The 20,602-nt window shown below is 54.8% G+C and carries 20 protein-coding genes; 11 read left to right on the top strand and 9 right to left on the bottom strand.

Features of this window, described 5'->3' with window-relative positions:
* Positions 1–8: 8 nt before the first annotated feature.
* Together ACZ1HV_RS19085 and ACZ1HV_RS19080 are read right to left on the bottom strand one after the other, a co-directional pair.
* On the bottom strand, positions 9–1,043 hold the full coding sequence (locus ACZ1HV_RS19085; protein ID WP_472716015.1) for a TRAP transporter small permease subunit: 1,035 nt from the start codon (positions 1,041–1,043) through the stop codon (positions 9–11).
* Between the two features lie 77 nt (positions 1,044–1,120).
* Positions 1,121–2,221 (bottom strand): TRAP transporter substrate-binding protein, encoded by a 1,101-nt coding sequence (locus ACZ1HV_RS19080; protein ID WP_298819734.1) that lies wholly within the window; start codon positions 2,219–2,221, stop codon positions 1,121–1,123.
* Between the two features lie 189 nt (positions 2,222–2,410).
* Here ACZ1HV_RS19080 and ACZ1HV_RS19075 point away from each other — a divergent pair, with 189 nt between their 5' ends.
* The 3 genes from ACZ1HV_RS19075 (at position 2,411) to ACZ1HV_RS19065 (ending at position 5,276) form a co-directional block, all read left to right on the top strand.
* The gene (locus tag ACZ1HV_RS19075) at positions 2,411–3,772 is read left to right on the top strand and encodes a cache domain-containing protein (protein ID WP_472716014.1); all 1,362 of its coding nucleotides are present in this window, start codon (positions 2,411–2,413) and stop codon (positions 3,770–3,772) included.
* Positions 3,773–3,779: 7 nt separating this feature from the next.
* Complete coding sequence (locus ACZ1HV_RS19070; protein WP_298819732.1) at positions 3,780–4,448, top strand: response regulator; 669 nt, start codon at positions 3,780–3,782, stop codon at positions 4,446–4,448.
* 69 nt (positions 4,449–4,517) lie between these two features.
* Positions 4,518–5,276: a gamma-glutamyl-gamma-aminobutyrate hydrolase family protein gene (locus ACZ1HV_RS19065; protein WP_472716013.1), complete on the top strand. Its 759-nt coding sequence runs from the start codon at positions 4,518–4,520 to the stop codon at positions 5,274–5,276.
* Between the two features lie 17 nt (positions 5,277–5,293).
* On the opposite strand, the gene ACZ1HV_RS19060 is transcribed toward ACZ1HV_RS19065, so the two are convergent.
* Positions 5,294–7,204: a HoxN/HupN/NixA family nickel/cobalt transporter gene (locus ACZ1HV_RS19060; protein ID WP_472716012.1), complete on the bottom strand. Its 1,911-nt coding sequence runs from the start codon at positions 7,202–7,204 to the stop codon at positions 5,294–5,296.
* Positions 7,205–7,442: 238 nt separating this feature from the next.
* Here ACZ1HV_RS19060 and ACZ1HV_RS19055 point away from each other — a divergent pair, with 238 nt between their 5' ends.
* The gene (locus tag ACZ1HV_RS19055; RefSeq protein WP_298984530.1) at positions 7,443–8,516 is read left to right on the top strand and encodes a Glu/Leu/Phe/Val dehydrogenase dimerization domain-containing protein; all 1,074 of its coding nucleotides are present in this window, start codon (positions 7,443–7,445) and stop codon (positions 8,514–8,516) included.
* 68 nt (positions 8,517–8,584) lie between these two features.
* On the opposite strand, the gene ACZ1HV_RS19050 is transcribed toward ACZ1HV_RS19055, so the two are convergent.
* The 3 genes from ACZ1HV_RS19050 to ACZ1HV_RS19040 form a co-directional block, all read right to left on the bottom strand.
* Entirely contained in the window at positions 8,585–9,124 is a 540-nt protein-coding gene (locus tag ACZ1HV_RS19050; protein WP_298819728.1) for a TetR/AcrR family transcriptional regulator, read from the bottom strand.
* A 195-nt stretch (positions 9,125–9,319) separates the two neighbouring features.
* Entirely contained in the window at positions 9,320–10,219 is a 900-nt protein-coding gene (locus tag ACZ1HV_RS19045; protein ID WP_298960865.1) for a LysR family transcriptional regulator, read from the bottom strand.
* Positions 10,220–10,362: 143 nt separating this feature from the next.
* Complete coding sequence (locus ACZ1HV_RS19040; protein ID WP_298960860.1) at positions 10,363–10,902, bottom strand: CGNR zinc finger domain-containing protein; 540 nt, start codon at positions 10,900–10,902, stop codon at positions 10,363–10,365.
* A 61-nt stretch (positions 10,903–10,963) separates the two neighbouring features.
* On the opposite strand from ACZ1HV_RS19040, the gene ACZ1HV_RS19035 reads away from it, so the two are divergent.
* Both ACZ1HV_RS19035 and ACZ1HV_RS19030 read left to right on the top strand, forming a co-directional pair.
* Positions 10,964–11,686, top strand: coding sequence for an AzlC family ABC transporter permease (locus tag ACZ1HV_RS19035; RefSeq protein ID WP_366525155.1), 723 nt, complete (start codon positions 10,964–10,966; stop codon positions 11,684–11,686).
* Positions 11,676–11,984, top strand: coding sequence for an AzlD domain-containing protein (locus tag ACZ1HV_RS19030; protein ID WP_298819724.1), 309 nt, complete (start codon positions 11,676–11,678; stop codon positions 11,982–11,984). The genes ACZ1HV_RS19035 and ACZ1HV_RS19030 overlap by 11 nt, the downstream gene beginning before the upstream one ends.
* A 48-nt stretch (positions 11,985–12,032) precedes the next feature.
* Here the strand turns inward: ACZ1HV_RS19030 and ACZ1HV_RS19025 are convergent, their stop codons facing one another.
* From ACZ1HV_RS19025 to ACZ1HV_RS19015, 3 genes are read right to left on the bottom strand one after another with little or no spacing between them, the layout of a single operon-like run.
* Entirely contained in the window at positions 12,033–12,542 is a 510-nt protein-coding gene (locus ACZ1HV_RS19025; RefSeq protein ID WP_298819723.1) for a DUF2937 family protein, read from the bottom strand.
* A 34-nt stretch (positions 12,543–12,576) separates the two neighbouring features.
* The gene (locus ACZ1HV_RS19020) at positions 12,577–13,554 is read right to left on the bottom strand and encodes a WD40 repeat domain-containing protein (RefSeq protein ID WP_472716011.1); all 978 of its coding nucleotides are present in this window, start codon (positions 13,552–13,554) and stop codon (positions 12,577–12,579) included.
* A gap of 12 nt (positions 13,555–13,566) precedes the next feature.
* The gene (locus ACZ1HV_RS19015; protein WP_472716010.1) at positions 13,567–14,631 is read right to left on the bottom strand and encodes a CobW family GTP-binding protein; all 1,065 of its coding nucleotides are present in this window, start codon (positions 14,629–14,631) and stop codon (positions 13,567–13,569) included.
* 207 nt (positions 14,632–14,838) lie between these two features.
* Here ACZ1HV_RS19015 and ACZ1HV_RS19010 point away from each other — a divergent pair, with 207 nt between their 5' ends.
* From ACZ1HV_RS19010 to ACZ1HV_RS18990, 5 genes are all read left to right on the top strand, one after another.
* A complete protein-coding gene (locus ACZ1HV_RS19010; protein WP_298960846.1) occupies positions 14,839–16,020 on the top strand; it encodes a pyridoxal phosphate-dependent aminotransferase in 1,182 nt (393 codons plus the stop codon).
* 148 nt (positions 16,021–16,168) lie between these two features.
* The gene (locus ACZ1HV_RS19005) at positions 16,169–17,689 is read left to right on the top strand and encodes a PAS domain-containing protein (RefSeq protein ID WP_472716009.1); all 1,521 of its coding nucleotides are present in this window, start codon (positions 16,169–16,171) and stop codon (positions 17,687–17,689) included.
* Positions 17,574–18,344, top strand: coding sequence for a GGDEF domain-containing protein (locus ACZ1HV_RS19000; protein WP_472718471.1), 771 nt, complete (start codon positions 17,574–17,576; stop codon positions 18,342–18,344). Before ACZ1HV_RS19005 ends, ACZ1HV_RS19000 begins: the two co-directional genes overlap by 116 nt.
* A gap of 229 nt (positions 18,345–18,573) precedes the next feature.
* Positions 18,574–18,894, top strand: coding sequence for a hypothetical protein (locus ACZ1HV_RS18995; RefSeq protein ID WP_472716008.1), 321 nt, complete (start codon positions 18,574–18,576; stop codon positions 18,892–18,894).
* An 11-nt stretch (positions 18,895–18,905) separates the two neighbouring features.
* Positions 18,906–20,546, top strand: coding sequence for a BCCT family transporter (locus tag ACZ1HV_RS18990; RefSeq protein WP_298819716.1), 1,641 nt, complete (start codon positions 18,906–18,908; stop codon positions 20,544–20,546).
* Positions 20,547–20,602: the final 56 nt, after the last annotated feature.

The following is a 20,602-nucleotide window of genomic DNA, read 5'->3' as shown; positions in this document are numbered from 1 at the left end:
GTCAGGCTCTATTGAACAGAATGGCTGTCATGATCCCGGCCGCCGGGTTCGCCACGAATGTCGGCGACAGCGTCCAGGAAATAGGACACGAACTGGACCATCATGGTCACGGCAAAGACACCGAGGAAGCCCGCCATGAGATACTTCACGTAAAGGCCAAATCCGGCCTGGGTCACTTCGTAACTCAAGATCGGACTGTTGATGATGTTTTGCTTGCCGCCCATTCCAATGACCAGGATCACTGTACAAAGGCTCATGCCCAGGACCACGGACCCGACAGCGTTGACATACCCTTTGGTCTTCGCGGCCATGCCCGCGTAGAAGACGTCGACCCGCACATGACCTTCCTCCAGAAGCGTATAGGCGCTGGCGAACAGGAACAGTGCTGCGTACCAGAAGCGCACGAGATCAGCCAAGAAGGCCTGTTCGTAAGAGAAAACGAAACGGCCAATCACGATCATGAGCTCAGCACCGACAACCAGCAGTGCCAACCAGGTAAAACCGAGAGTTCTGGTGAAAGCAGCAATTACCACGGATGCGGCGATCAGTGGCATATGAACATATGCACCCCGGAAGCGCGACTTGCCGAGATCTTCCGCCAGCTGGTCGCCAACCACACCCGCGAGCAGACCTTCCACACGCAAAAATGAAATAGCAGCGTCAACAAGACCCACAATCAGCACGGCAAAAAACGCGGCCCGGATCAAGTAGGCATTGATCTGGCTGATCCGCGCGCTGTCTTCGCGCAGCGTTGTGTTTGATCGCAATACGTAGGAGATGCTCCAAAGAGCGAGTGCTGCGTAGATGGCCAGCTGCAGCCAGGACCAGAGGATCGGCATCGATCCGTTTGCCTTCCCGCCGAATATGGGGGAAATCCCGGGCAGGTTCTGCCAATACGTAAGGTAGTTGTTGATCAGAAACGCTGCCATGATTGCAAGCACAATCCACCCGATCAGGCGGTAAATGCGAGCGTTACCGGACGAATGTGAACCGTCGGAATTTATGGCAGACGAGCCGTCTTGAACTCCGTCCAAGGCCGTCATCGTGGCTTTGCCTTTTTTAGTCTTGTCAATGCGAAGAGGGACGGGATTTCTCCCGCCCCTTTAGCCCCGAACCTTGTTTAGGACGGAATGCCCAGAACGCGGTTACGCTTGTTGGAATAAGCAACGTCGGAGATCGCCATCCAGCTGCCGATTTCCTGGCGCGCATTGACAACGCTTTCGAAGATCTTCTTGGACTCTGGAGAATGATCCATAGCCTCTTCGAGAACTTCCTGCGCGGCTTCACCGAACGCATCGTAGATCTCGTCATTGAACTCTCTCAGCTCAACGCCGTGCTCTTCGATCAAGCGCTTCAGATAAACACCGTTGTTGGCGTTTGTTTCCGCCATGGTGTTGGCGTTTTCTTCCGCACAGGCGGCTGTAATGATGGCCTGGTCGGTCTTGGAAAGTCCGTCGAACCAGTCCTTGTTGCAGCCCATGGCCAACATTGCACCCGGCTCATGCATGCCCGGGAAGTAGTAGTACTTGGCCGCTTCGTAGAACTTCATGAAGTAGTCGTTGAAAGGACCAACCCACTCGGTCGCGTCAATCGCACCGGAAACAAGGTTTTCGTAGATCTGGCCGCCCGGCAGAGATACCGGAGATGCGCCGAGTTTCGCCAGAACGTCACCGCCCTGACCCGGAATACGCATCTTCAGACCTTTCAGGTCGTCTGCAGTTTCGATTTCCTTGTTGAACCAGCCACCCATCTGAACGCCGGTGTTACCGCAAGCAAAGTTCTTCAAACCGAAGCCTGCTGCCAGCTCATCCCAGAGCTCCTGGCCGCCACCGAACTTAATCCAGGCGTCCATTTCGGTGACAGTAAGTCCGAACGGTACAGCAGTGAATGCTGCCCAGCCCGGATGCTTGCCTTTCCAGTAGTAGTCGGCGGCGATGTAGGCCTGCGCGTTACCGGAAGCAACTTCGTCGAAGGAGTCAAATGCGCCAACGCGCTCGCCAGCAGCAAAATACTGAACGTTGATACGGCCTTCGGTCAGCTCGGCGATACGGGCGGCAAGGCGCTGCGCCGGAATACCCAGCCCAGGGAAATCCCGTGGCCAAGTGGACACGATCACCATGTCGGTGGTGCCCTGCGCAATTGCCGGAGCAGCAAGAGCGGAGCCAGCAGCAATACCGCCAGCGCCCAGGCCAGCCTTTTTGATAAACGAACGACGATCCATTAGTTTCCTCCCTAAACGGACCCGATTTCAGATCGGAACACACACTTGCACCGATCTCGACGTATGTCTAGTTGACGGAGTGACCGCAAATCTATTCGTGGTTCTGCGCAACTTCTCAGTAGTTCTACCGAGATGTGCGCAAGAGATGACAAGAGCAAAGAGTATTGGTGCAACAAGAGGGCGAATTTAGTGACATTTAAGACCAAATTGCTGCTCATCACCATTTTACCGCTGATCGCGGTTTCGATGCTGATCGGAGGCGCGACGTACTATCAGTCGCTTGAGCTCATCAATGCCGAAACCCAGTCCGTCGAACAACGTATTCTCGCCGCCAAACGGCAGGAAATTCGCAACTATGTCAGCCTGGCGCTGACGTCCATCGAACAGATTTACAGGGACGAGCCGGACGGCCGCGAGGCAGCCCAGGCCGAAGTGAAGGAAATCCTGCAAAACCTTACCTTCGACTATGATGGATACTTTTTTGTCTATCAGCTGGACGGAACCAATGTGGTTCATCCGAAACTGCCGCATCTTGTCGGGGGCAACTGGTGGGACCTGCAGGACAACAACGGCGACTACGTGATCCGCAACCTCATTGGCGCGGCCAAGGAAGGGGGCGGATTTCATCAGTATGTCTGGCACAAGCCTTCAACCGGGTCGGTGGAAGAAAAGCTCGGCTACGCGATCCTGCTCAGCAAATGGGACTGGATGCTTGGCACCGGCCTCTATACCGACGACATTGCACGAGAAGTTGCTGCAATCCGGACGGAGTTCGCTCTCAGCATCAGGCAGACCCTGTTTGTCATTTTCATGATTACGCTCGCAGCCATCGTGATTGCAGGCTCATTGATTGCTGGCGTGCGGTTCTCCGAACAACGGTTTGCGGACAGCAAATTGAAGGAACTGACCAACCGGATTTTCCAGGTTCAGGAACAGGAGCGCAAACGGGTTTCAACGGAGCTGCATGACAGCATCTCACAGTTGCTGGTCTCCGTGCGTTATGGTGTTGAAATGATCCATAGCGAAGCGAACAGGGACCCGGACCTTCAAGTCCAGGCAGCCAAGTGCCTGAAGACGCTCGACGGCACGATTGCCGAAGTTCGGAGGATTTCCCGCGACCTCCGGCCAAGCGTCCTTGACGACATGGGACTTGCTGCAGCTCTCGGCAGTTTGGGCAAGGAATTTCAAAATCAGTCCGGTATTACCGTAAATGTGACCGCAGAGCAGTGTCACAGCCGATTGTCGGAAGGTGCCAAAACCGCCCTTTATCGCGTGGTCCAGGAATGCATGACGAATGTGGCGCGGCACTCCCAGGCAAGTGAGGTCAGCATCAGCCTGAAGGTCGGATTGCAGTCGCTCGTCCTTTCCGTCGAAGACAATGGTGTCGGCCTGCCCCGTCCGTTGCCGAAATCGGGTGGGCTTGGCTTCCGAAACATGCGCGAACGGATCGAGACCTATGGCGGCAGCCTTTCCTTGAGCCGGCGTTCTTCCGGCGGCACCCGGATCAAGGTTCAGATGCCGCTCGACAATTCGGCAGCAAAGGCGGCATGATACCAAAATGACGATGCATCCACCGCCGCCACAAGCCACAACCAAACCCATCCGGGTGTTGCTGGCTGACGACCACGAACTGGTCAGGGACGGCATTCGGGCCCGTCTCCAGAAAGTTCCGGAACTCGAAGTCGTGGGCGAAGCAAAAAACGGCCGCGAGGCGCTGGCGCTCGCACAGGAACTCCGACCTGACGTCCTACTCATGGACGTTTCAATGCCGATCATGAACGGTCTTGAAGCGGCTATGCAGATCCGCAAGACAATGCCCGGCGTCGCCGTGTTGATGCTGTCGATATACGACAACCCGGAATATGTGCGCGGTGTCGTGCAGGCCGGTGCGCGCGGCTATATTTTGAAAGACATCTCTGCAACTGAAATGATCACTGCGATCACGAGTGTCGCCACCGGAGGGTATTACTTTTCATCCGCAGTCGGACCAACGCTCGTCGGAGCTGGCACATCAGCACCCGTTGAAGACCCTTACGGGCTGACAGACCGGGAAAGGCAAGTCCTGACTGCCGTGGCAAAGGGCCAGCCGAACAAGGAAGTTGCCAAGGAACTTGGCATCAGTGTGCGTACCGTTGAATCACACAGGTTGAACCTGCGTGAAAAAGTCGGCAACAAGAACGCGGCCCAACTTTACAAAGTCGCACAGGATCTGGGATTGCTGGACTGAACCAATCTCCGTTACATCTGGCTCCGATACCGCTCTCAAGACCATTGCCTCCTTCTTACGGAATTCGACATGACAAAACCCCTCGTCCTGGTCACTGCTGACGTGAAATCCATAGACGGCTTCAATTGGCACGCCGTCATCTCGACTTATCTGCATGCAATCCTCAAAGGCTCGGATGCGATCCCGATGATCCTGCCGTCCCTGGGCGTCGAACTGGACCTGGATGCAGCCCTTGATCAGGTTGACGGTGTTGTTGCGACGGGTGCGCGGTCCAATGTCAATCCTCAGCTCTATGGCGACATTCCGACCGAAGAGAACGGACCTTACGATCCGGATCGGGACGCCACCACTTTGCCTCTTCTTAAAAGAGCTATTGAACGCGGCATTCCCGTTTTTGCGATTTGCAGAGGGATGCAAGAACTCAATGTCGCGCTAGGCGGCACGTTGCACACCGAGATTCAGGCCATGACCGGGCGGCGGGACCACCGCGCACCACAGTCGGACAATCAGGATGAACGCTTTCGCATCGCGCATCCGATCGAGGTCGCACCCGGCGGCTGCTTGGAAGAAGTGCTGGGTGCAGAACCTATTGAAGTCAATTCACTCCACCGGCAGGCTGTCGGCGATCTTGGCAATGGCCTTACGATTGAAGCGCAAGCTGAAGATGGAACAATTGAAGCTGTCTCGGTAAAGGACAGCCCAGGCTACGTCCTCGCCACACAGTGGCATCCCGAATATTGGGTCACCACAGATGGTCCTTCCAGAAAACTGTTTGCAGCATTTGGCGATGCGGCCAGAGCCTACAGGGAAAAAAGGCTGGCGTTGTAAGAAATGAGCGGTTGCCGCTAGCCCCAGCCAACAGAGGCAATCAACAGTGTCAGCCCGAGCAGGAACACAATCGCTGCGCCCAAAATCTCGATCGACCTGTGAATGCCGATCGACATCGGGCTGCCTTCACCGAAAAGCTTGACGGCAAGCTCCTTGGCACCGACAGCAAGACCGGCCAGCAGCGAAACGGTAATGCCTGTGCCGACGGCCATGGCCAGCGTGGATGCCACACCGGCAACGATCATGCCCTGAGAAAGGGCAAACACAAGAACAACAAGCGCGCCTGTGCAGGGTCGCAATCCGACAGCAAGGATGATCGAGGCTGCGCGTGCCATTGTTATCTTGCCCTCCACCATGTCAGGTGTCGGCGCGTGCGCATGGCCACAGGTGGAACAGACCCCATCAGCTCCGAGCTCGTGATGGTGATCATGGTGATGGTGGCCATGATGGTGATGACCGCTTGCTCCGGCGAAAGCCAGTTCTCCGCCCGAGGACCGTGAAGCAACCATGGCGGCAAACGGGCGCACCGCTTTCTGCCAGAGCAACCACGCACCAAGCACGGTAATCAGTACATAGGATCCGATTTCAAACCATCGGGCAGTATCCTGGATGGCAATGCTTGTCAGGTTGAACAAGACTGCGATACCGCCAACCAGAACAATCGCTGTCACAGCCTGAGCAAACGCTGAAGCGAAGGACAGAATAATACCCTTACGCAACGTTTCGTTGTTGGCGACGACATAAGAGGTAATGATGGCCTTGCCGTGCCCGGGTCCGGCCGCATGGAACACACCATACGCAAAGGACAGGCCGATCAACAACCACATGGCGTTCGGGTTGTTCCTGAACGACCGGAGGCTCGACACAAGCGCCTGATAGAATTCCTTCTGCTTGACGGCAATCGTCCCGAATACACGATCAAGGATACCGGGCTGGATGACGATGGCATCGGAACCGTCAATGACAGTGACGACGGACTGGGCGGAATCGACAACTTCTGCCGCTCTCGTTTCCGTTGCATCGGCTTGCTGCTGTGCAGCTTGCGAAACATCGTCCACGGCACCAGATGCGGTGTCCGTTGGTATCTCGTCGCCGGCGCCTTCATTCGCGCTGACGGCTGCAGCAGCCACAGCACTGCAATTAACAATCATCTGATTGATCTGAGATGCCGCCGCCGATTGCAATTCCGGTGGCAGATCGCGCTGATCGGGACCGATTTGTGCAAGTGCATATGCGGTCGCGTCGTCGAGAGGTGGCGGTTCCTTGCGTGTGACCTGACAAGTCCCTGGCGGGTTTACGGTTCCAACAGCCCCATCTTCACTACCGAACCGGAAGTCGACATAGTAGGTTGGATCGTAGACATCGAGAGTGATGACATTGCCTGCATCGCTCGGGTCTTTTAGCGGCAACGTGAAATGCAGCTCCAACAGCTGAACGTCTTCAGGGGCAGTACCGCCATTCATACGGACGTCTTCCTGAATGGCTTCAAAGTCTTCAGGCTTCATTGTCCAATAGTCTGCAAGCGGAACCGTCGCCACTTCCAGCCAGTATTCGGTCGGCGTGTCGAAATCCAGTTCGACCCGAGTATTGTCACCAAATGTGAAGTAGCCGAAGTCGGCCATGCTTTCGATGTTGACCTGGGCAAGCTCGGCAAGCTCTTCGCGTGAATAGACACCGTCTCCGTTCGTATCGAAACCCTGGATAGCGAATGCGGAGAATGCATCGTCAAATCGGAAGATGTGATTGACGGCAACGGCTTGGCCGTTTTCGTCAAAAACCAGTTTCGACCGGGCTTCGACAAAAACATGAGGGTGTGCCGCAACAACAACAACCGACAGCATCAATGCAAATAGGCACATCAAGATCCGGCCGCCAGCGGCTTGAAGGGCCGAAATTGGGTTCAAGTTGAGAAGATGCAACGGCCTCATCCAAAAGATCGAATGTTATATGTTTACATTGCTTGCGCACTCATTGGCCAGAGAAGACGGCAGGAAGATGGCAAATCAGCTGCTGCGATGCAAAATCTCTTTGGAACAATTTTCACAGATTTTATCAAATGATGGAATGTTTCTCCTAAATACGACTGCAATTTGAGGAGAAGAAAGACAATTTACCTCTATTTTCGCCTAAAATATTCACAATGACAACAACCTTACAGAGCCAACAATGAATGCCTTGCACACATCTGTTCACCACAGCGCTGTTTTCGATCATCCGGAAATGGGAGAACATGAGAACATTGTTTTCGTTCAGGACAAGGAAACGGGCCTGAATGCCATCATTGCGGTTCACGACACCACGTTAGGTCCCGCACTCGGCGGTTGCCGTGTCTGGCCCTATGCCAATCCCGCCGATGCGTTGACCGACGCACTTCGCTTGTCGCGCGGCATGACATACAAGAACGCGCTCGCCGGACTTGATCTTGGCGGTGGCAAGGCCGTGATCATAGCAGACCCGCGAAAACACAAGTCGGTGGAACTGATGGAAGCCTTCGGACTGCATGTGGAGCGACTGTCGGGCACCTATGTCACTGCGGAAGATGTCGGTGTATCGCCTGAGGATATGGAAGCTGTGGCAAGGTTTACCCAGCACGTGCGCGGTACCAGTGCCACAGGTCTTGGGGATCCTTCCCCTTATACGGCACTCGGAGTGTTTCAGGGCATCAAGGCATCGGCCCGGCATGTTTTTGGCAATGATGACTTGAATGGCAGATCCGTTTCGGTGCAGGGCCTTGGCCATGTCGGATTTGATGTTGCCCGGCAGCTGCACGAAGCAGGCGCAAGCCTTATCGTCTCAGACATTCATGCCCCTGCGGTACTCAAGGCTATCGACACCCTCGGTGCGACGGCGGTAGATCCCGCAGAGGCTCACGCAGCAAATGTGGATATTTTCGCCCCTTGCGCGCTCGGTGCCGGCCTCAACGCCCGAACCATCCCGCAGATCAAGGCTAAAGTCGTTGCGGGTGCCGCCAACAATCAGCTTCAAACCCCTGCCGATGGCATCTCCCTCAAAAAGCGCGGCATTCTTTATGCGCCAGACTACGCAATCAACGCCGGCGGCGTGATCTCCATTGCATTGGCATCACCTGGCGATGGCGACCGAATGGTTCGTGAAAAGACTATCGAGATTGGTGACACGCTGACTGCCATCTTCAAGCGCGCGGAAAGTGAAAACTCCACGCCTGAACAGATTGCCGACACCATGGCGGAAGAACGGCTTGCGAAAGCGAAATTTAATTAAATCATTGAGATCGAGGACAAAAAACGGCGGCCTTCACCGCCGTTTTTTATTATCCGCGTCGCTTGAAATCAGGAGTATTTGCGCGCGTTCGAGGTCTTGAACATCTGTCGAACAAGGGTTTTTGCATCTTCAACCGCTTGTTCTCCCATTTCTGCGTAGCAGGCAGTTACCCCTTCGTGCAGCAAATAGAGTGTGGACGCAAATTCCTGCTGGCCGCTCAACTCGCCGAAGAACTTCACCAATTCTCCCTTGTGGCGTTTCACCGTCGCTTCGATATCCGTGCTGTCAGGGTTGGCAGCAAGCGCCTGGCGGAAGAAACACTCCTTGCCGTTTGTCATGCGCATCCAGCCACCAAGCTTGTCGAACAATTGTTCCGCAGCCTCCAGGCCGGGTTGCGACACGCCCTCATGAACATATTTGAGGTATCGACGATGACGGTGTTCCAGAGCACCGAGGATCATTGCTTCCCGGGACGGGAAATGCCGATAGAGCGTCCTCATGCTGACACCAACGCCAGCACGCAATTCAGGCACACTTGGCTCTGCGAAACCACGGCTCCAAAACACCTGTTCCAGGCCAGCTGCAATTTGTTCCTGTGCTTCGTTCATTGTTTGAGTGTGGTGCGTATACATTAGATTTGCAAGACAAAGCTTCGAACAAATCCAATTAGTACGCCTAAACTTAAGAATTGAAGGTGAACTATCTCAAAAATCTCCAAATAAGTATGTACTTAATATTTCAATCAGGCAGTTCCAAATGCACTTAACTGAGGCGAATCTCTGACATGTTCGGAATGTGCAGCCCTATGCCTTTGCGGCACCGGATGAGAACCAGTCGACCAGAAAATCGACAAACGCACGCACTTTGGCGCTGAGGTGCCTTCTGTGCGGGTAGACCGCATGAATGCCCCTCATTGGCTCTTCGTAGTCTTCCAGAAGGGTCACAAGCCGCCCTGCTTCGAGATCCTCTGCTACAAAGAACTGGGGCGTTCTGAGGAACCCCAAATGGCACAGAGCCGCCTCACGCGCAGCTGCAGCACTGTTCACTTCCAAGGGTCCTTTCACCGATACAGAAAGCCGTTCGCCATCGTTTTGAAAGGCCCAATTCTGTTTGTAGCGATAGTTCGTATCGATGATGCATGGGCGACTTGTCAGGTCGGCGGGAACGCGGGGAGCACCATGGGCCTCGATGATCTTGGGGCTTGCGCACACGACCGTTCTGAAAGGTGCGATTTTCCGCGCGATCAGGCTTGAGTCTTCCAGTTGTGAGACCCTTACGGCAAGATCGAAACCTTCTTCCACCAGATCGACGAATCTGTCTTCCAAGCGCAGATCCAGGTTGATTTCCGGATACTGCTTCAGAAATTGCATCATCGCGCGGTTCAGACTGTCGTCACCCATCGACCGTGGTGCAGACACCCTGAGCCGGCCACGAACCTCCTGATGTGACGACTGGACGGATGCTTGCAGATCGTCGATCCGTTGTAGAATTTCGATGGCTTCCTTGTAGTAGGCTTCACCCACTTCCGTGAGGGATACCTGGCGGGTGGTTCGGTTCAGCAACCGAACACCGAGCTCATCTTCCAGTTCACCAACATATTTGGATACCAGTGCCTTGGATCGCCCCATTTCTCGGGCCGCTGCGGAAAATCCCTTGGAATCTACAACTTGAATGAAACATCGCATCCGGGTGATTGCATCCATCCGGTTTTCCTTCTGCTCAGGCAATACTCAGATGAAATGCTTACAGTTTGCGTAGCTGCCGGTCAAAACCGCCCTTGGTCCAATAGGCCGCACCGGTTGTCCTGCTCGCCGGTTTTAGTAACCGCGTGCTCGGCAACCTCTTCCTAGAGCCCCTGCATCCGCGCCGGAACCTGATTTTTCTTGCGCGCATAATGGCGCGCCGCTTTTGCCCGGTTCCCACAGCTTTCCATGCTGCACCAGGTCCGCCTTCCGTTTTTTGTTTCGTCTATAAACAACCAGCCGCAATTTTCGCCCGGGCACATTTTGATGCGGTCATGTTCCCTGGCATCGGCCAGGAGTGAGATCGCTGAGGCGGCGAGCAAGGCTCTGAACGGCTGGCGTTTTGTGATGGAGCCATTTGAAGCATCTTCAAAACAGAATGTCTGAACGGCGTTCAAACTGCTGGGGCTGGCGCCAAACAGGATGATCTGCCGAAGCGAGGCCCGATAGCTGATGAGGTCCGTCAAACAGTCGGAAAGCTTCAAGTCCAGTTTGACGGCCTTAAGCCAAAGAGTGAGGTCAGCTGAGGAGTGCAGTTTTTCGTGCGCAATTTTTCCGTCGGCCGTCCAATCGGCCGTATTGACGAAATCAAGCGCGAGCCTGCCGCCGATCAATCGAACGGGATGTCCTGTCGAGTAACACATGCATAAATTCTAACCATTGTTCTGGTTGACACTCAATCGGAAGTTTTGTCTAACCAGTAAAATGGTTAGAAAATCTGATCGCAATGGAGTTCAACCGATTACCACCCTGACCCGGGAAGGCGTCTTTCGTGGTATGCACAGGTTGCTTCCAGTATGCATTTTTGTAATCCCGTTTGGCATTGCCTTTGGCATCGCGGCGACCGAAAGAGGTCTAAGCCCTTTTCAAGTGACCATGATGAGCGTCTTTGCCTACACGGCAACTGCGCAATTCGCGGCACTGGAATTCCTGCAAGACCCGATCGCCTTCTTTTCGCTTGGCCTCGTTGCGCTCGCTCTCAGCGGCAGACACATCATCATGGGCGCTGCTTTGTCGAAATGGATCAACCAACTACCTGTTGGTCGACGTATATTAACGCTCGCTTTCTTGAGCGACGCCAATTTTGCGGATTCCCAAAGAGCACTCCATCGCGGAGAAACCGATCTCGGGCCGTTGTTGGGTGGTGGCCTGATGTTGTGGGTCTTTTGGGTCGGCAGCACAGCCGCAGGCGCTTATGGCGGTGACCTGCTGGGCAACACGGAAGCCTACGGGTTCGGGGTTGTGATGCTGTGCTTCTTTGCAGCGACGGTCTTTGGGATGGTGCGCAGTTCTGTCTCGATGGCAGTACCCGTCGCTTCTGCCATGGCAACCTCCGCACTGACATATTCTCTTCTGCCGACGGGTTGGAACATCATACTCGGAGCTGTGGTTGGCGGCATGACTGCGGTTTTCAGCCATGATGGATGACTGGTCCTATGCCCTTGTCGTGCTGATTCTGGCTGCCGCTGCCTTCACCACACGCATTGCAGGGGCCGTTCTGATGTCGTTTGTGACCCTCACCCCGAAAACGGAACGATTTTTGGAGGGGCTTTCCGTGTCGGTGATCGCAGCGCTTGTTGCTTCAAACCTTGTCACCGCGGATTTCAGGACGATGACGGCAACCTTGCTTGCCGTGGCTGTTATGGCGCTGTCACAGAGCGTGATCTGGGCTATGTTTGCAGGGATGACGGCAGCTGCTGCCTTTCCTTTTGTGTTCACGCCCTAGGGAAATCTGGACAGGCAACTGCAGTAGTTGATTGTTTAGGGTTCGCCCCTAGACGCGTCCATCGGAAACCGTCCTCCGGCGGCGCCCAAGGCGAAGGATGCCGGCAAGGACCCGAAGCACAAGAAAGCCAATGAGAGCACCGACACCGGCACTCGCAAACCCTGCGGTCGTAACGGGTACGGCCGGCTCATAGTCTTCTGCCGTTGCCTGGGCGAGCTGAGGATCAAAGCCACGCGAAAAAATCACCAGCCGCTCAAGCGGCCCCGCATTTTGCAGGTCAGCTTCCTGCTCTTTGAGCCTGCTCAAACGTATCTCTGCATTGAGCATGCTGTCGCCTCGTGCACGCACGAAGGGGTCTTCAGACGACTGTTGACGCGCAATCGCTTCAGCAGAGGTCAATCCGTGCGCGGACGCATCCCGATTGAAATCTGCAAGGATCTCTTCCAGCGCATCGATCGCGCCGCCAAGACGCTGACGGTACTGCTGCGAGAATTCAGGCAATTGTGAAGTGGCTGTTCCGCTCATCACCATGACAAACAGCATGAAGACACGCATCATTTTGGCCACTCCCGCTCTAGGCGCACTTGTTCATTTAATCCTGCAAAGAAATCAGCCCGGCTTCGGCTTCCTCGGTTCCAAAGGCCAGTCTTGTGCCATCCTTGTCCCAGTCCATGGTGGAAATGGGGCCTTTTCCGGGCCGTCGCAACTGAACTTCGGCATTGTCCGCAAACCGGCACATCATGATCATGCCGTCCTGATAACCGACCGCGACGACATCTTCTTTCGGGTGGCACGCAACAGCGCTAACAAACGTTTCGTTGCGCGCCCCCAATTGCAGGGGCGTCTGCCCCATCGGACCGGTCTTTCCGAAGAAGGGCCAAAGGATTGCAGCATTGGCGCCGGATGTTGCAAGATACTTGCCCTTGACCGACCAGCTGAAGGATTTAACTTTTGCAGGATAACCGGTCATGCGCATATCTTGCGCGTCCGACAGCCGCCAACCGTGAAGTGCGTTTTCCTGCATCGCCGTAACCAGGTATTTGCCGTCGGGCGAAAAGCTGATGCCGAGATGCGCGCCCTTCCAACTGAGGTCTACTGGATCTCCGTCGGTTCCCGCCCACCACATGGTCGCGCCGTCATAACGGGAAACGGCAAGCCGCGTTCCTTTCGGCGCAAACGCGAGGCCGCCGACGGCGCGCTCGTGCGCAAACTCTTTTTCACGGCCATCAGCGAGGCGGACCCAGGCTGTGCGCCCGCTTGCATAGGCGACGGCACCGGAAGGTCCTGTAGCGATGAGATCAATCCACTTTCGAGCCCGTTCTGCGACCAAAGCAGGCGCACCATCCGATCCGAACTGATAGATGCACCCGTCGTCACCAGAAGTAACCAACGCGCTGCCATCCATGCTCGGCACCGCAGCCAGCAATCCGGCCTTGTGTGGCCTGAGCCTGGTCTCGCCTCGGCCTGAAAACAGAACCTCGCCTTCACCGGATGCAAAATAGGCGCTGTCTTTCAGGAAACCGGCACGAACGACAAAACCGTCGATCTCGACGGGAGCTATGGTAGGCAAGGTCCAGAATCCTTATTGAGCGGCGCAGGCGGCAAAGCTGTCTTTAAGCACATCCCAATTGAGGTCGCGGCCAATGAAGACCAACCGGCTCTCACGCGGCTCGCTTTCCTTCCAGTCACGCTGATGATCACCTTCCACAATCATGTGCACGCCCTGGATGACATACCGTTGCGGATCGTCCTTGAAGGCAATAATGCCCTTCATGCGCAGGATGTTCGGCCCCTGTACCTGTGTCACCTGATTGATCCATGGGAAAAACATATCGGGATTGAGGTCACCGGCTTTGAGCGAAATACTCTTCACCGAGTGGGTGTCTTCGTGATGATGGTGGCCGTGGGAGTGATCGTGACCATGACCGTGGTGATGGTCATGATCGTGATCGCAGTCCGGGCCGCACTCTTCGGAGTGGTGACCATGAGCAAGAAAATGAGGGTCGAGCGACAGGATCCTGTCGAGATCAAAAGCTCCCCGATCCAGGACCTTCGCAATTTCGACACCGCAACGCTCGCTCCGGTGCAACACGGCATATGGATTGATCGACCGGATCCGGGCTTCGACATTGGCCAATTCTTCAGAACTGACCAGATCCGTCTTATTGATCAGGATGATATCCGCGAAAGCCACCTGGTCTTCGGCTTCTTCAGTATCTTCTAACCGCTGAAGCACATGCCTTGCATCGACAACGGCAACGACCGCATCGAGACGCGCGGCGGCCCGGACATCATCATCCATGAAAAAAGTCTGGGCGACTGGAGCAGGATCGGCAACTCCCGTCGTTTCAACAATGATCGCATCAAACGCATTTTTGCGTTTCATAAGGTTCTGCACAGTCCGGATCAGGTCGCCGCGAACCGTGCAGCAGATGCATCCGTTGTTCATTTCGAAGATTTCTTCGTCAGACTCCACCAGGAGATCGTTGTCGATCCCGACTTCCCCGAACTCGTTCACGATCACCGCATACCGCTGGCCGTGATTTTCAGTAAGAATCCGGTTCAAAAGAGTGGTTTTTCCGGCTCCGAGATACCCTGTTAATACGGTAACAGGGATCTGTGCAGAAGCGTCCTGTGTCGCAGTCATTGCGCAACTTCCTGGAATGAAGAGTGATGAATAAGCCCGCAAAGCAGGCGTCCTGGGCGCGAATATAAGCACATACTTGGCCCAATGGGAGAGCCAGCCCGAAATTTCCGCCACTCACCCGAACCGATTCACCCTCATGCCGCCTTTCCAAGGATTTACAGGAGGCACTACCTTTGCTGGAAAGACAGATTGAAACGGGAGATCCCGATGCTGAAAACGATTGCTGGCTTTGACCGGATTGGCGAAGAAAATGCTTTCGCCGTGCTGGCACGCGCAACCGAGTTGGCCAGTCAGGGCCGAGACATCATCAACCTGGGCATCGGACAACCTGACTTCAAAACGCCTGCCCACATAGTCGAGGCTGCCATCAAGGCGCTTCAGGACGGACATCATGGATATACGCCTGCGACCGGGATCGCTCCGCTCAGAGAAGCCGTTTCGGCTGACCTTTTGAAGCGTCATGGAGCCGAGACAGACCCTGGTCATGTCCTGATCGTGCCCGGCGGCAAGGTGACTATGTATATGGCGATCCTGATGTTCGGCGAAACCGGCACGGAGATCCTTTATCCGGATCCCGGTTTTCCGATCTATCGCTCAATGATCGAATTCACCGGTGCACGCCCAGTTCCGGTGCCAATTCGCGAGGAGAATGACTTTGCTTTTTCAGCCGAAGAAACGCTGTCTCTGATCACAGACAAGACACGCTTGCTAATCTTGAATTCGCCGGCAAATCCGACAGGTGGCGTAACACCGCGATCTGAGATCGAAAAACTGGTCCGCGGCCTGGAAAAACACCCGAATGTTGCGGTTCTCTCCGATGAGATCTATTCCCAAATGACCTATGATGGCATGGAACATGTTTCGTTGTTGCAGTTCCCGTCGTTGCGTGATCGGCTGATCCTGCTTGACGGCTGGTCGAAAACCTATGCCATGACAGGTTGGCGTATCGGCTTCTCGCTCTGGCCGGAACAGCTGATCGACAAGGCACGTAAACTTGCGGTCAACGCCTGGTCGTGTGTCAATGCGCCGACCCAATACGCCGCTTTGTCAGCACTTGAGGGCCCGCAAGACGCCGTCAACGACATGGTTGCCCAGTTCGACGCGCGAAGGTCGGTGATCGTCGAGGGGTTGAATGCAATTGAAGGCATTTCATGCCGGACCCCGCTCGGGGCCTTTTACGCATACCCGAATATTCAGGGAACCGGCTGGAAGGCGAAAGAGCTTGCATCTGCACTTCTCGAGGACGTTGGTGTCGCCACAATTGGAGGACCGGACTTTGGAGTACTTGGTGAAGGATATGTCCGGTTGTCCTACGCAAATTCGACTGAAAACATCAAAATCGCGCTTGAGCGGATCAAACACTATGTAGAAAACAACTCAAAATCTTAGTTGGTTGCGTAATCACAAAGACTCACTCGCACTTGCATTTAGAAATCTCTGAATAACTGCGGTATTTTCCTTTACGTAGTCTATTTCTTAAACTTTTATCCCCTTGATAGCGTCGAACCCGAGGTATTCGCGTGGAACGGGGGCATTGATGATCGAAAGCATAACTCTGAACCTGGATCAGTCGTTTGGCGATCTGAAAGAGTGTGTGCTCGTGACGGATGCCGAACGAACCATCGTCTTCGTGAACAAGGCGATGGAAACGCTGTTTCGCGTCGACAGGGCGGACCTGATCGGCTCCCAAACCAAGCGTTTCTTCGCTGACCCGTCCCAATTCGAACAGATGGCCGATCTTTATCGCGGACCGTCAGAAAAACAGCACAAACTAACACACACGATCGATCTTGTTCTCGGCGATAGGTCGAAAACAACCGTTGAAGTTGTCAGCGCTCCCCTGTTCAACGCCGAGCGAGATGTCTCCGGCATCCTGTTCATTGCCCGTGATATCAGCGAACGCAAAGCCCTTGAGAACAAACTCAGCGACATCGCCCTCACACTGGAAGACGCACTGGACGCCATTCTGGAAGGGTTTGCGATATTTGATGCCGACGACCGGCTCGTCCTGTGCAATGACAACTACAGGGACATTTACGCCCATTCGGCTCCGGCCATGTTTCTCGGCAACCGTTTCGAAGATATCCTGAAATTTGGCCTCGGCAAGGATCAATATGACACTGGAGACTTGCCACAGGAACAATGGTTCAGCGAGCGGCTGAAATGGCACCAGCAAGCCGATGGAAAGGTCCTTGAACAGAAACTGCGGGACGGGCGCTGGATCAGGATCTCAGAGACCCGCACGCGCACGGGCGGAATTGCCGGAATTCGCGCGGATATTACCGAGCTTAAAGAAGCCAGGGCCCAGGCCGAAAGCGCTTACAAGAACCTGTCCCTGATCGCAGATAATGTGTCGGCCAGCATTACAGAAACGGACAGGGACGGTAACTGCCTTTTCATCAACAAAACCGGTTGCCGCTGGTTCAACGAATCGCCGGAAGAACTGCTGGGAACACGGCTCCGGGATCGCTTGCCCTGGAAAGAAAGAGAAATCATTCGCACGGTTTTTCAAAATGCGCTGGAAGGCAATAAGGTAACCCATGAAGCCAGGTTCAGTTTTCCGGACGGTGTGAGCAGGGAATGTTTTCTGGAGGCGAACCCCCGTCTAAATGAGAGCGGTGAAGTGGACGGCCTCGTGGTGCTTGTCACTGACATTACAGATCGCAAAAAAACTGAACGAACTCTGGCTGAACTCTATGCCATCACGTCAACGCGCGAACTTGGACACGAAGACAAGATCGCAGAGATCCTGAGGCTTGGATGCGAGCATTTCGATCTTCCCTTCGGCCTCATCTCGCACGTTATTGACGAGCACTACACGATCACCCACGCCCAGAGCCCGAATGGCGAACTCGTTCCGGGAACGTCCTTTGATCTTAAGGATACCTATTGCACTGTCGCGTTGTCGGCCGATGAACCGATCGCAACTTCGAACGCGGCAGATCTCGCCATTTGCCAAACACCCCTGCTACGGCATCTTTGCCCTGGAAAGCTACATCGGCGCTCCATTGCTGGTCGACGGTGTCGTCCATGGGACGATCAACTTTTCTGCGCCTGAGAAAAGGGCACGTGACTTTTCGCCGGAAGACATTCAGATCATTCGTCAATTTGCTGATTGGGTGGGCCACGAAATCGCCCGGCAACGCGATCACCAGGCACTCATGGATGCCAAAATCAGTCTTGAGCGTGTCGCCAGCATCGATGATCTGACCCAGATCTTGAACCGACGTGCTTTCCTTGAACGTGCCAATACGGAAATTCAACGCTTCCGGAGAACCAAGCGCCCCTTTACCGCTGTGATGCTCGACATCGACAAATTCAAGCAGATCAACGATATGCATGGTCATTCCACCGGTGACGAAGTGCTTGCAAGATTTGCACACACGGTTGGCAGCGAATTGCGTGCGGTCGACGTGTTCGGCCGGGTCGGGGGAGAAGAATTCTGCATGATCCTCAATGAAACCAATATGGACGATGCCATGCAGGTTTGCGAACGGCTGCGCGAGAAAATCGTCAATGATTGTCAGTTCGACAGGGTGACGCAGACCATAACCTGTAGCCTGGGGCTTGCGACCTCTTCGCGCGAGGACGTGGAGTTCTCGACCCTCATGCAAAAGGCCGACACGGCACTCTACCAAGCCAAATCTTCCGGACGAAACAAGTGTGTTGCCTATCAATCCGGCGGGGACGCTGTACTGGCATCAAGGGCCTGACCATTCATTCCAGGCTTTGGCCAGTTCCAGTTGTTACGCGCCGCCTTGTCGTCTCCAGATGCCGGATTTGACTGCGCACCCTGCCTGCGTCACAGTATCTTAGGTCGGCAGCGGACCGGACCAAGAGCACCCAGAAAGACATCAGAATTTCCGAATTAGCGGCCTCCGCTGGAAGACCTTCTCGTGCGCGTTCCATTCGTTTCTTAACGAGCAGGTCAGGGAGGGAAATTTGTTTGATAGTCCGAATGCCCTTGCTGATCTGACATACCCGGCCAAGTCGGCGATAGCTCTCTCTGCATTGTTGTTTTCTGCAGCCGAAAGTCCCGTCGGTCGCTACGCTACCAATTGCATTGATTCAGGACACCTGGCACACGATCCGCGTGCACTTATCGCACTCTTGTCCGGCGCCACTCCAGATCTGGACACAATGGCTCGAAAACGGGTCACTCATCCGACCCTGGCCACAGCTGGTCAACAATCATCTAATTGGAAACAGGTCACGATGGCCATTCCGTATCCCAAGTCAGACAACGCCTTTCACCCAACATAAGGAACGTGCCCATGAGCGACAGCGAAACACCCCAGGGCATCCGCAATCCTGAAGGCGATGCCAATATCATCGACACCGATTATGAAATTGGCCAGGACAATATTGAAACCAGAGTCGGGCCGTTCAATCTGGACATTCACAACCCGGTCTTTCTGGTATCCGGTCTGACAATTGCCGCTTTCACCTTCCTGACGCTGGCCTTTCAAAACGAAGTAGGACCCTTGTTCGACGCCTTGCGCAAATGGCTGACATCCAACCTGGACTGGTTCTTTATCATTTCCGGCAACATATTCGTCGTTGTCTGCCTCGCGCTCATCGTCACGCCGCTCGGCAATGTGCGCATCGGTGGCAAAGACGCGGCACCCGATTACAGCTACTTCGGTTGGTTCGCCATGTTGTTCGCTGCCGGGATGGGCATCGGACTGATGTTCTTCGGCGTGTTGGAGCCGGTTTATCACATGGCCTTTTCGTCACCGCTCGGCGTGCCTGCTCCATTTGATGCCGATGGCACTCTGATTGCAGAAAACGTCGCCGCGGCAAAGGCCATGGGGATGGCGGCGACAATCTTTCACTGGGGTCTGCATCCCTGGGCGATCTACGCCGTTGTCGCGTTGGCTCTCGCCCTGTTTTCATTCAATAAGGGTCTTCCGCTCACAATGCGGTCGGTCTTTTATCCGATTTTCGGAGAACGCACCTGGGGCTGGCCAGGGCACATCATCGATATCCTGGCGGTATTCGCGACCCTGTTCGGGCTGGCGACATCTTTGGGCTTCGGCGCGCAGCAAGCGAATGCAGGCCTCGATTTTGTCTTCGGGATACCAATCAGCAACACCGCACAGGTCGTCTTGATCATCGGCATTACGGCAGTCGCTCTGATTTCAGTTTTGCGAGGCCTTGATGGCGGTGTGAAGATACTGTCCGAAATCAACATGTTACTTGCTGCCCTTTTGCTCCTGTTCGTGATTTTTGCAGGACCGACAGCGACGCTGGTGTCGAGTTTCGTGTCCAATCTCGCTTCTTATGCACAAGAGATCATTCCCCTTTCGATGCCGTTCGGCAGAGACGATGACGGCTTTCGTCAGGGCTGGACATCCTTTTATTGGGCCTGGTGGATTTCTTGGTCGCCTTTCGTCGGCATGTTCATCGCGCGTGTCAGCCGCGGAAGAACCGTGCGGGAATTCGTTGTGTGCGTCCTGATCATTCCAACAGTTGTTTCGGTCATCTGGATGACTGCATTCGGCCAAACTGCAATCGAACAGGTTCTGGCTGATCCCGAAGGCAGCCAGGTACATCAATACGTGATTGCCAGCTACAGTCCCGAGCTCTCGCTTTTCGGCATGCTTGCAGACCTGCCACTCGCCTCGATCACCTCGTTTATTGCCATTATTCTGGTGATCGTGTTCTTTGTTACCTCGTCCGATTCAGGCTCGCTTGTAATCGACACGATCACCGCGGGGGGCAAGGTCGACGCGCCGGTCTCTCAGCGGGTGTTCTGGTGCACTTTCGAGGGTCTTGTTGCTATAGCCCTTCTGCTCGGCGGCGGACTGGGCGCGTTGCAGGCAATGGCGGTCTCAACGGGGTTTCCCTTCACCATTGTCCTCCTGCTCGCCTGTTATGCCATTTTCAAGGGCCTTATGGACGAACCGCGATGATGGCCGACGCATAAAACGAAAGGGCGGCCGCGCTGCCCTTTTCACATAACGGTCCA

The organism is Roseibium sp. JB4-4, assembly GCF_055693425.1.
This window is presented reverse-complemented; position numbering and strand designations above follow the sequence as displayed.

Excerpts from the sequence above, each read along its gene's own strand:
- ACZ1HV_RS19010 (WP_298960846.1), top strand. The coding sequence starts at position 14,839 with ATGCTGAAAACGATTGCTGGCTTTGACCGGATTGGCGAAGAAAATGCT.
- ACZ1HV_RS19085 (WP_472716015.1), bottom strand. The coding sequence starts at position 1,043 with ATGACGGCCTTGGACGGAGTTCAAGACGGCTCGTCTGCCATAAATTCC.
- ACZ1HV_RS19030 (WP_298819724.1), top strand. The coding sequence starts at position 11,676 with ATGATGGATGACTGGTCCTATGCCCTTGTCGTGCTGATTCTGGCTGCC.
- ACZ1HV_RS18990 (WP_298819716.1), top strand. The coding sequence starts at position 18,906 with ATGAGCGACAGCGAAACACCCCAGGGCATCCGCAATCCTGAAGGCGAT.
- ACZ1HV_RS19035 (WP_366525155.1), top strand. The coding sequence starts at position 10,964 with ATGGTTAGAAAATCTGATCGCAATGGAGTTCAACCGATTACCACCCTG.
- ACZ1HV_RS19025 (WP_298819723.1), bottom strand. The coding sequence starts at position 12,542 with ATGATGCGTGTCTTCATGCTGTTTGTCATGGTGATGAGCGGAACAGCC.
- ACZ1HV_RS19060 (WP_472716012.1), bottom strand. The coding sequence starts at position 7,204 with ATGAGGCCGTTGCATCTTCTCAACTTGAACCCAATTTCGGCCCTTCAA.
- ACZ1HV_RS19040 (WP_298960860.1), bottom strand. The coding sequence starts at position 10,902 with ATGTGTTACTCGACAGGACATCCCGTTCGATTGATCGGCGGCAGGCTC.
- ACZ1HV_RS19005 (WP_472716009.1), top strand. The coding sequence starts at position 16,169 with ATGATCGAAAGCATAACTCTGAACCTGGATCAGTCGTTTGGCGATCTG.
- ACZ1HV_RS19080 (WP_298819734.1), bottom strand. The coding sequence starts at position 2,221 with ATGGATCGTCGTTCGTTTATCAAAAAGGCTGGCCTGGGCGCTGGCGGT.
- ACZ1HV_RS19015 (WP_472716010.1), bottom strand. The coding sequence starts at position 14,631 with ATGACTGCGACACAGGACGCTTCTGCACAGATCCCTGTTACCGTATTA.
- ACZ1HV_RS19045 (WP_298960865.1), bottom strand. The coding sequence starts at position 10,219 with ATGGATGCAATCACCCGGATGCGATGTTTCATTCAAGTTGTAGATTCC.
- ACZ1HV_RS19055 (WP_298984530.1), top strand. The coding sequence starts at position 7,443 with ATGAATGCCTTGCACACATCTGTTCACCACAGCGCTGTTTTCGATCAT.
- ACZ1HV_RS19065 (WP_472716013.1), top strand. The coding sequence starts at position 4,518 with ATGACAAAACCCCTCGTCCTGGTCACTGCTGACGTGAAATCCATAGAC.
- ACZ1HV_RS19050 (WP_298819728.1), bottom strand. The coding sequence starts at position 9,124 with ATGAACGAAGCACAGGAACAAATTGCAGCTGGCCTGGAACAGGTGTTT.
- ACZ1HV_RS19070 (WP_298819732.1), top strand. The coding sequence starts at position 3,780 with ATGACGATGCATCCACCGCCGCCACAAGCCACAACCAAACCCATCCGG.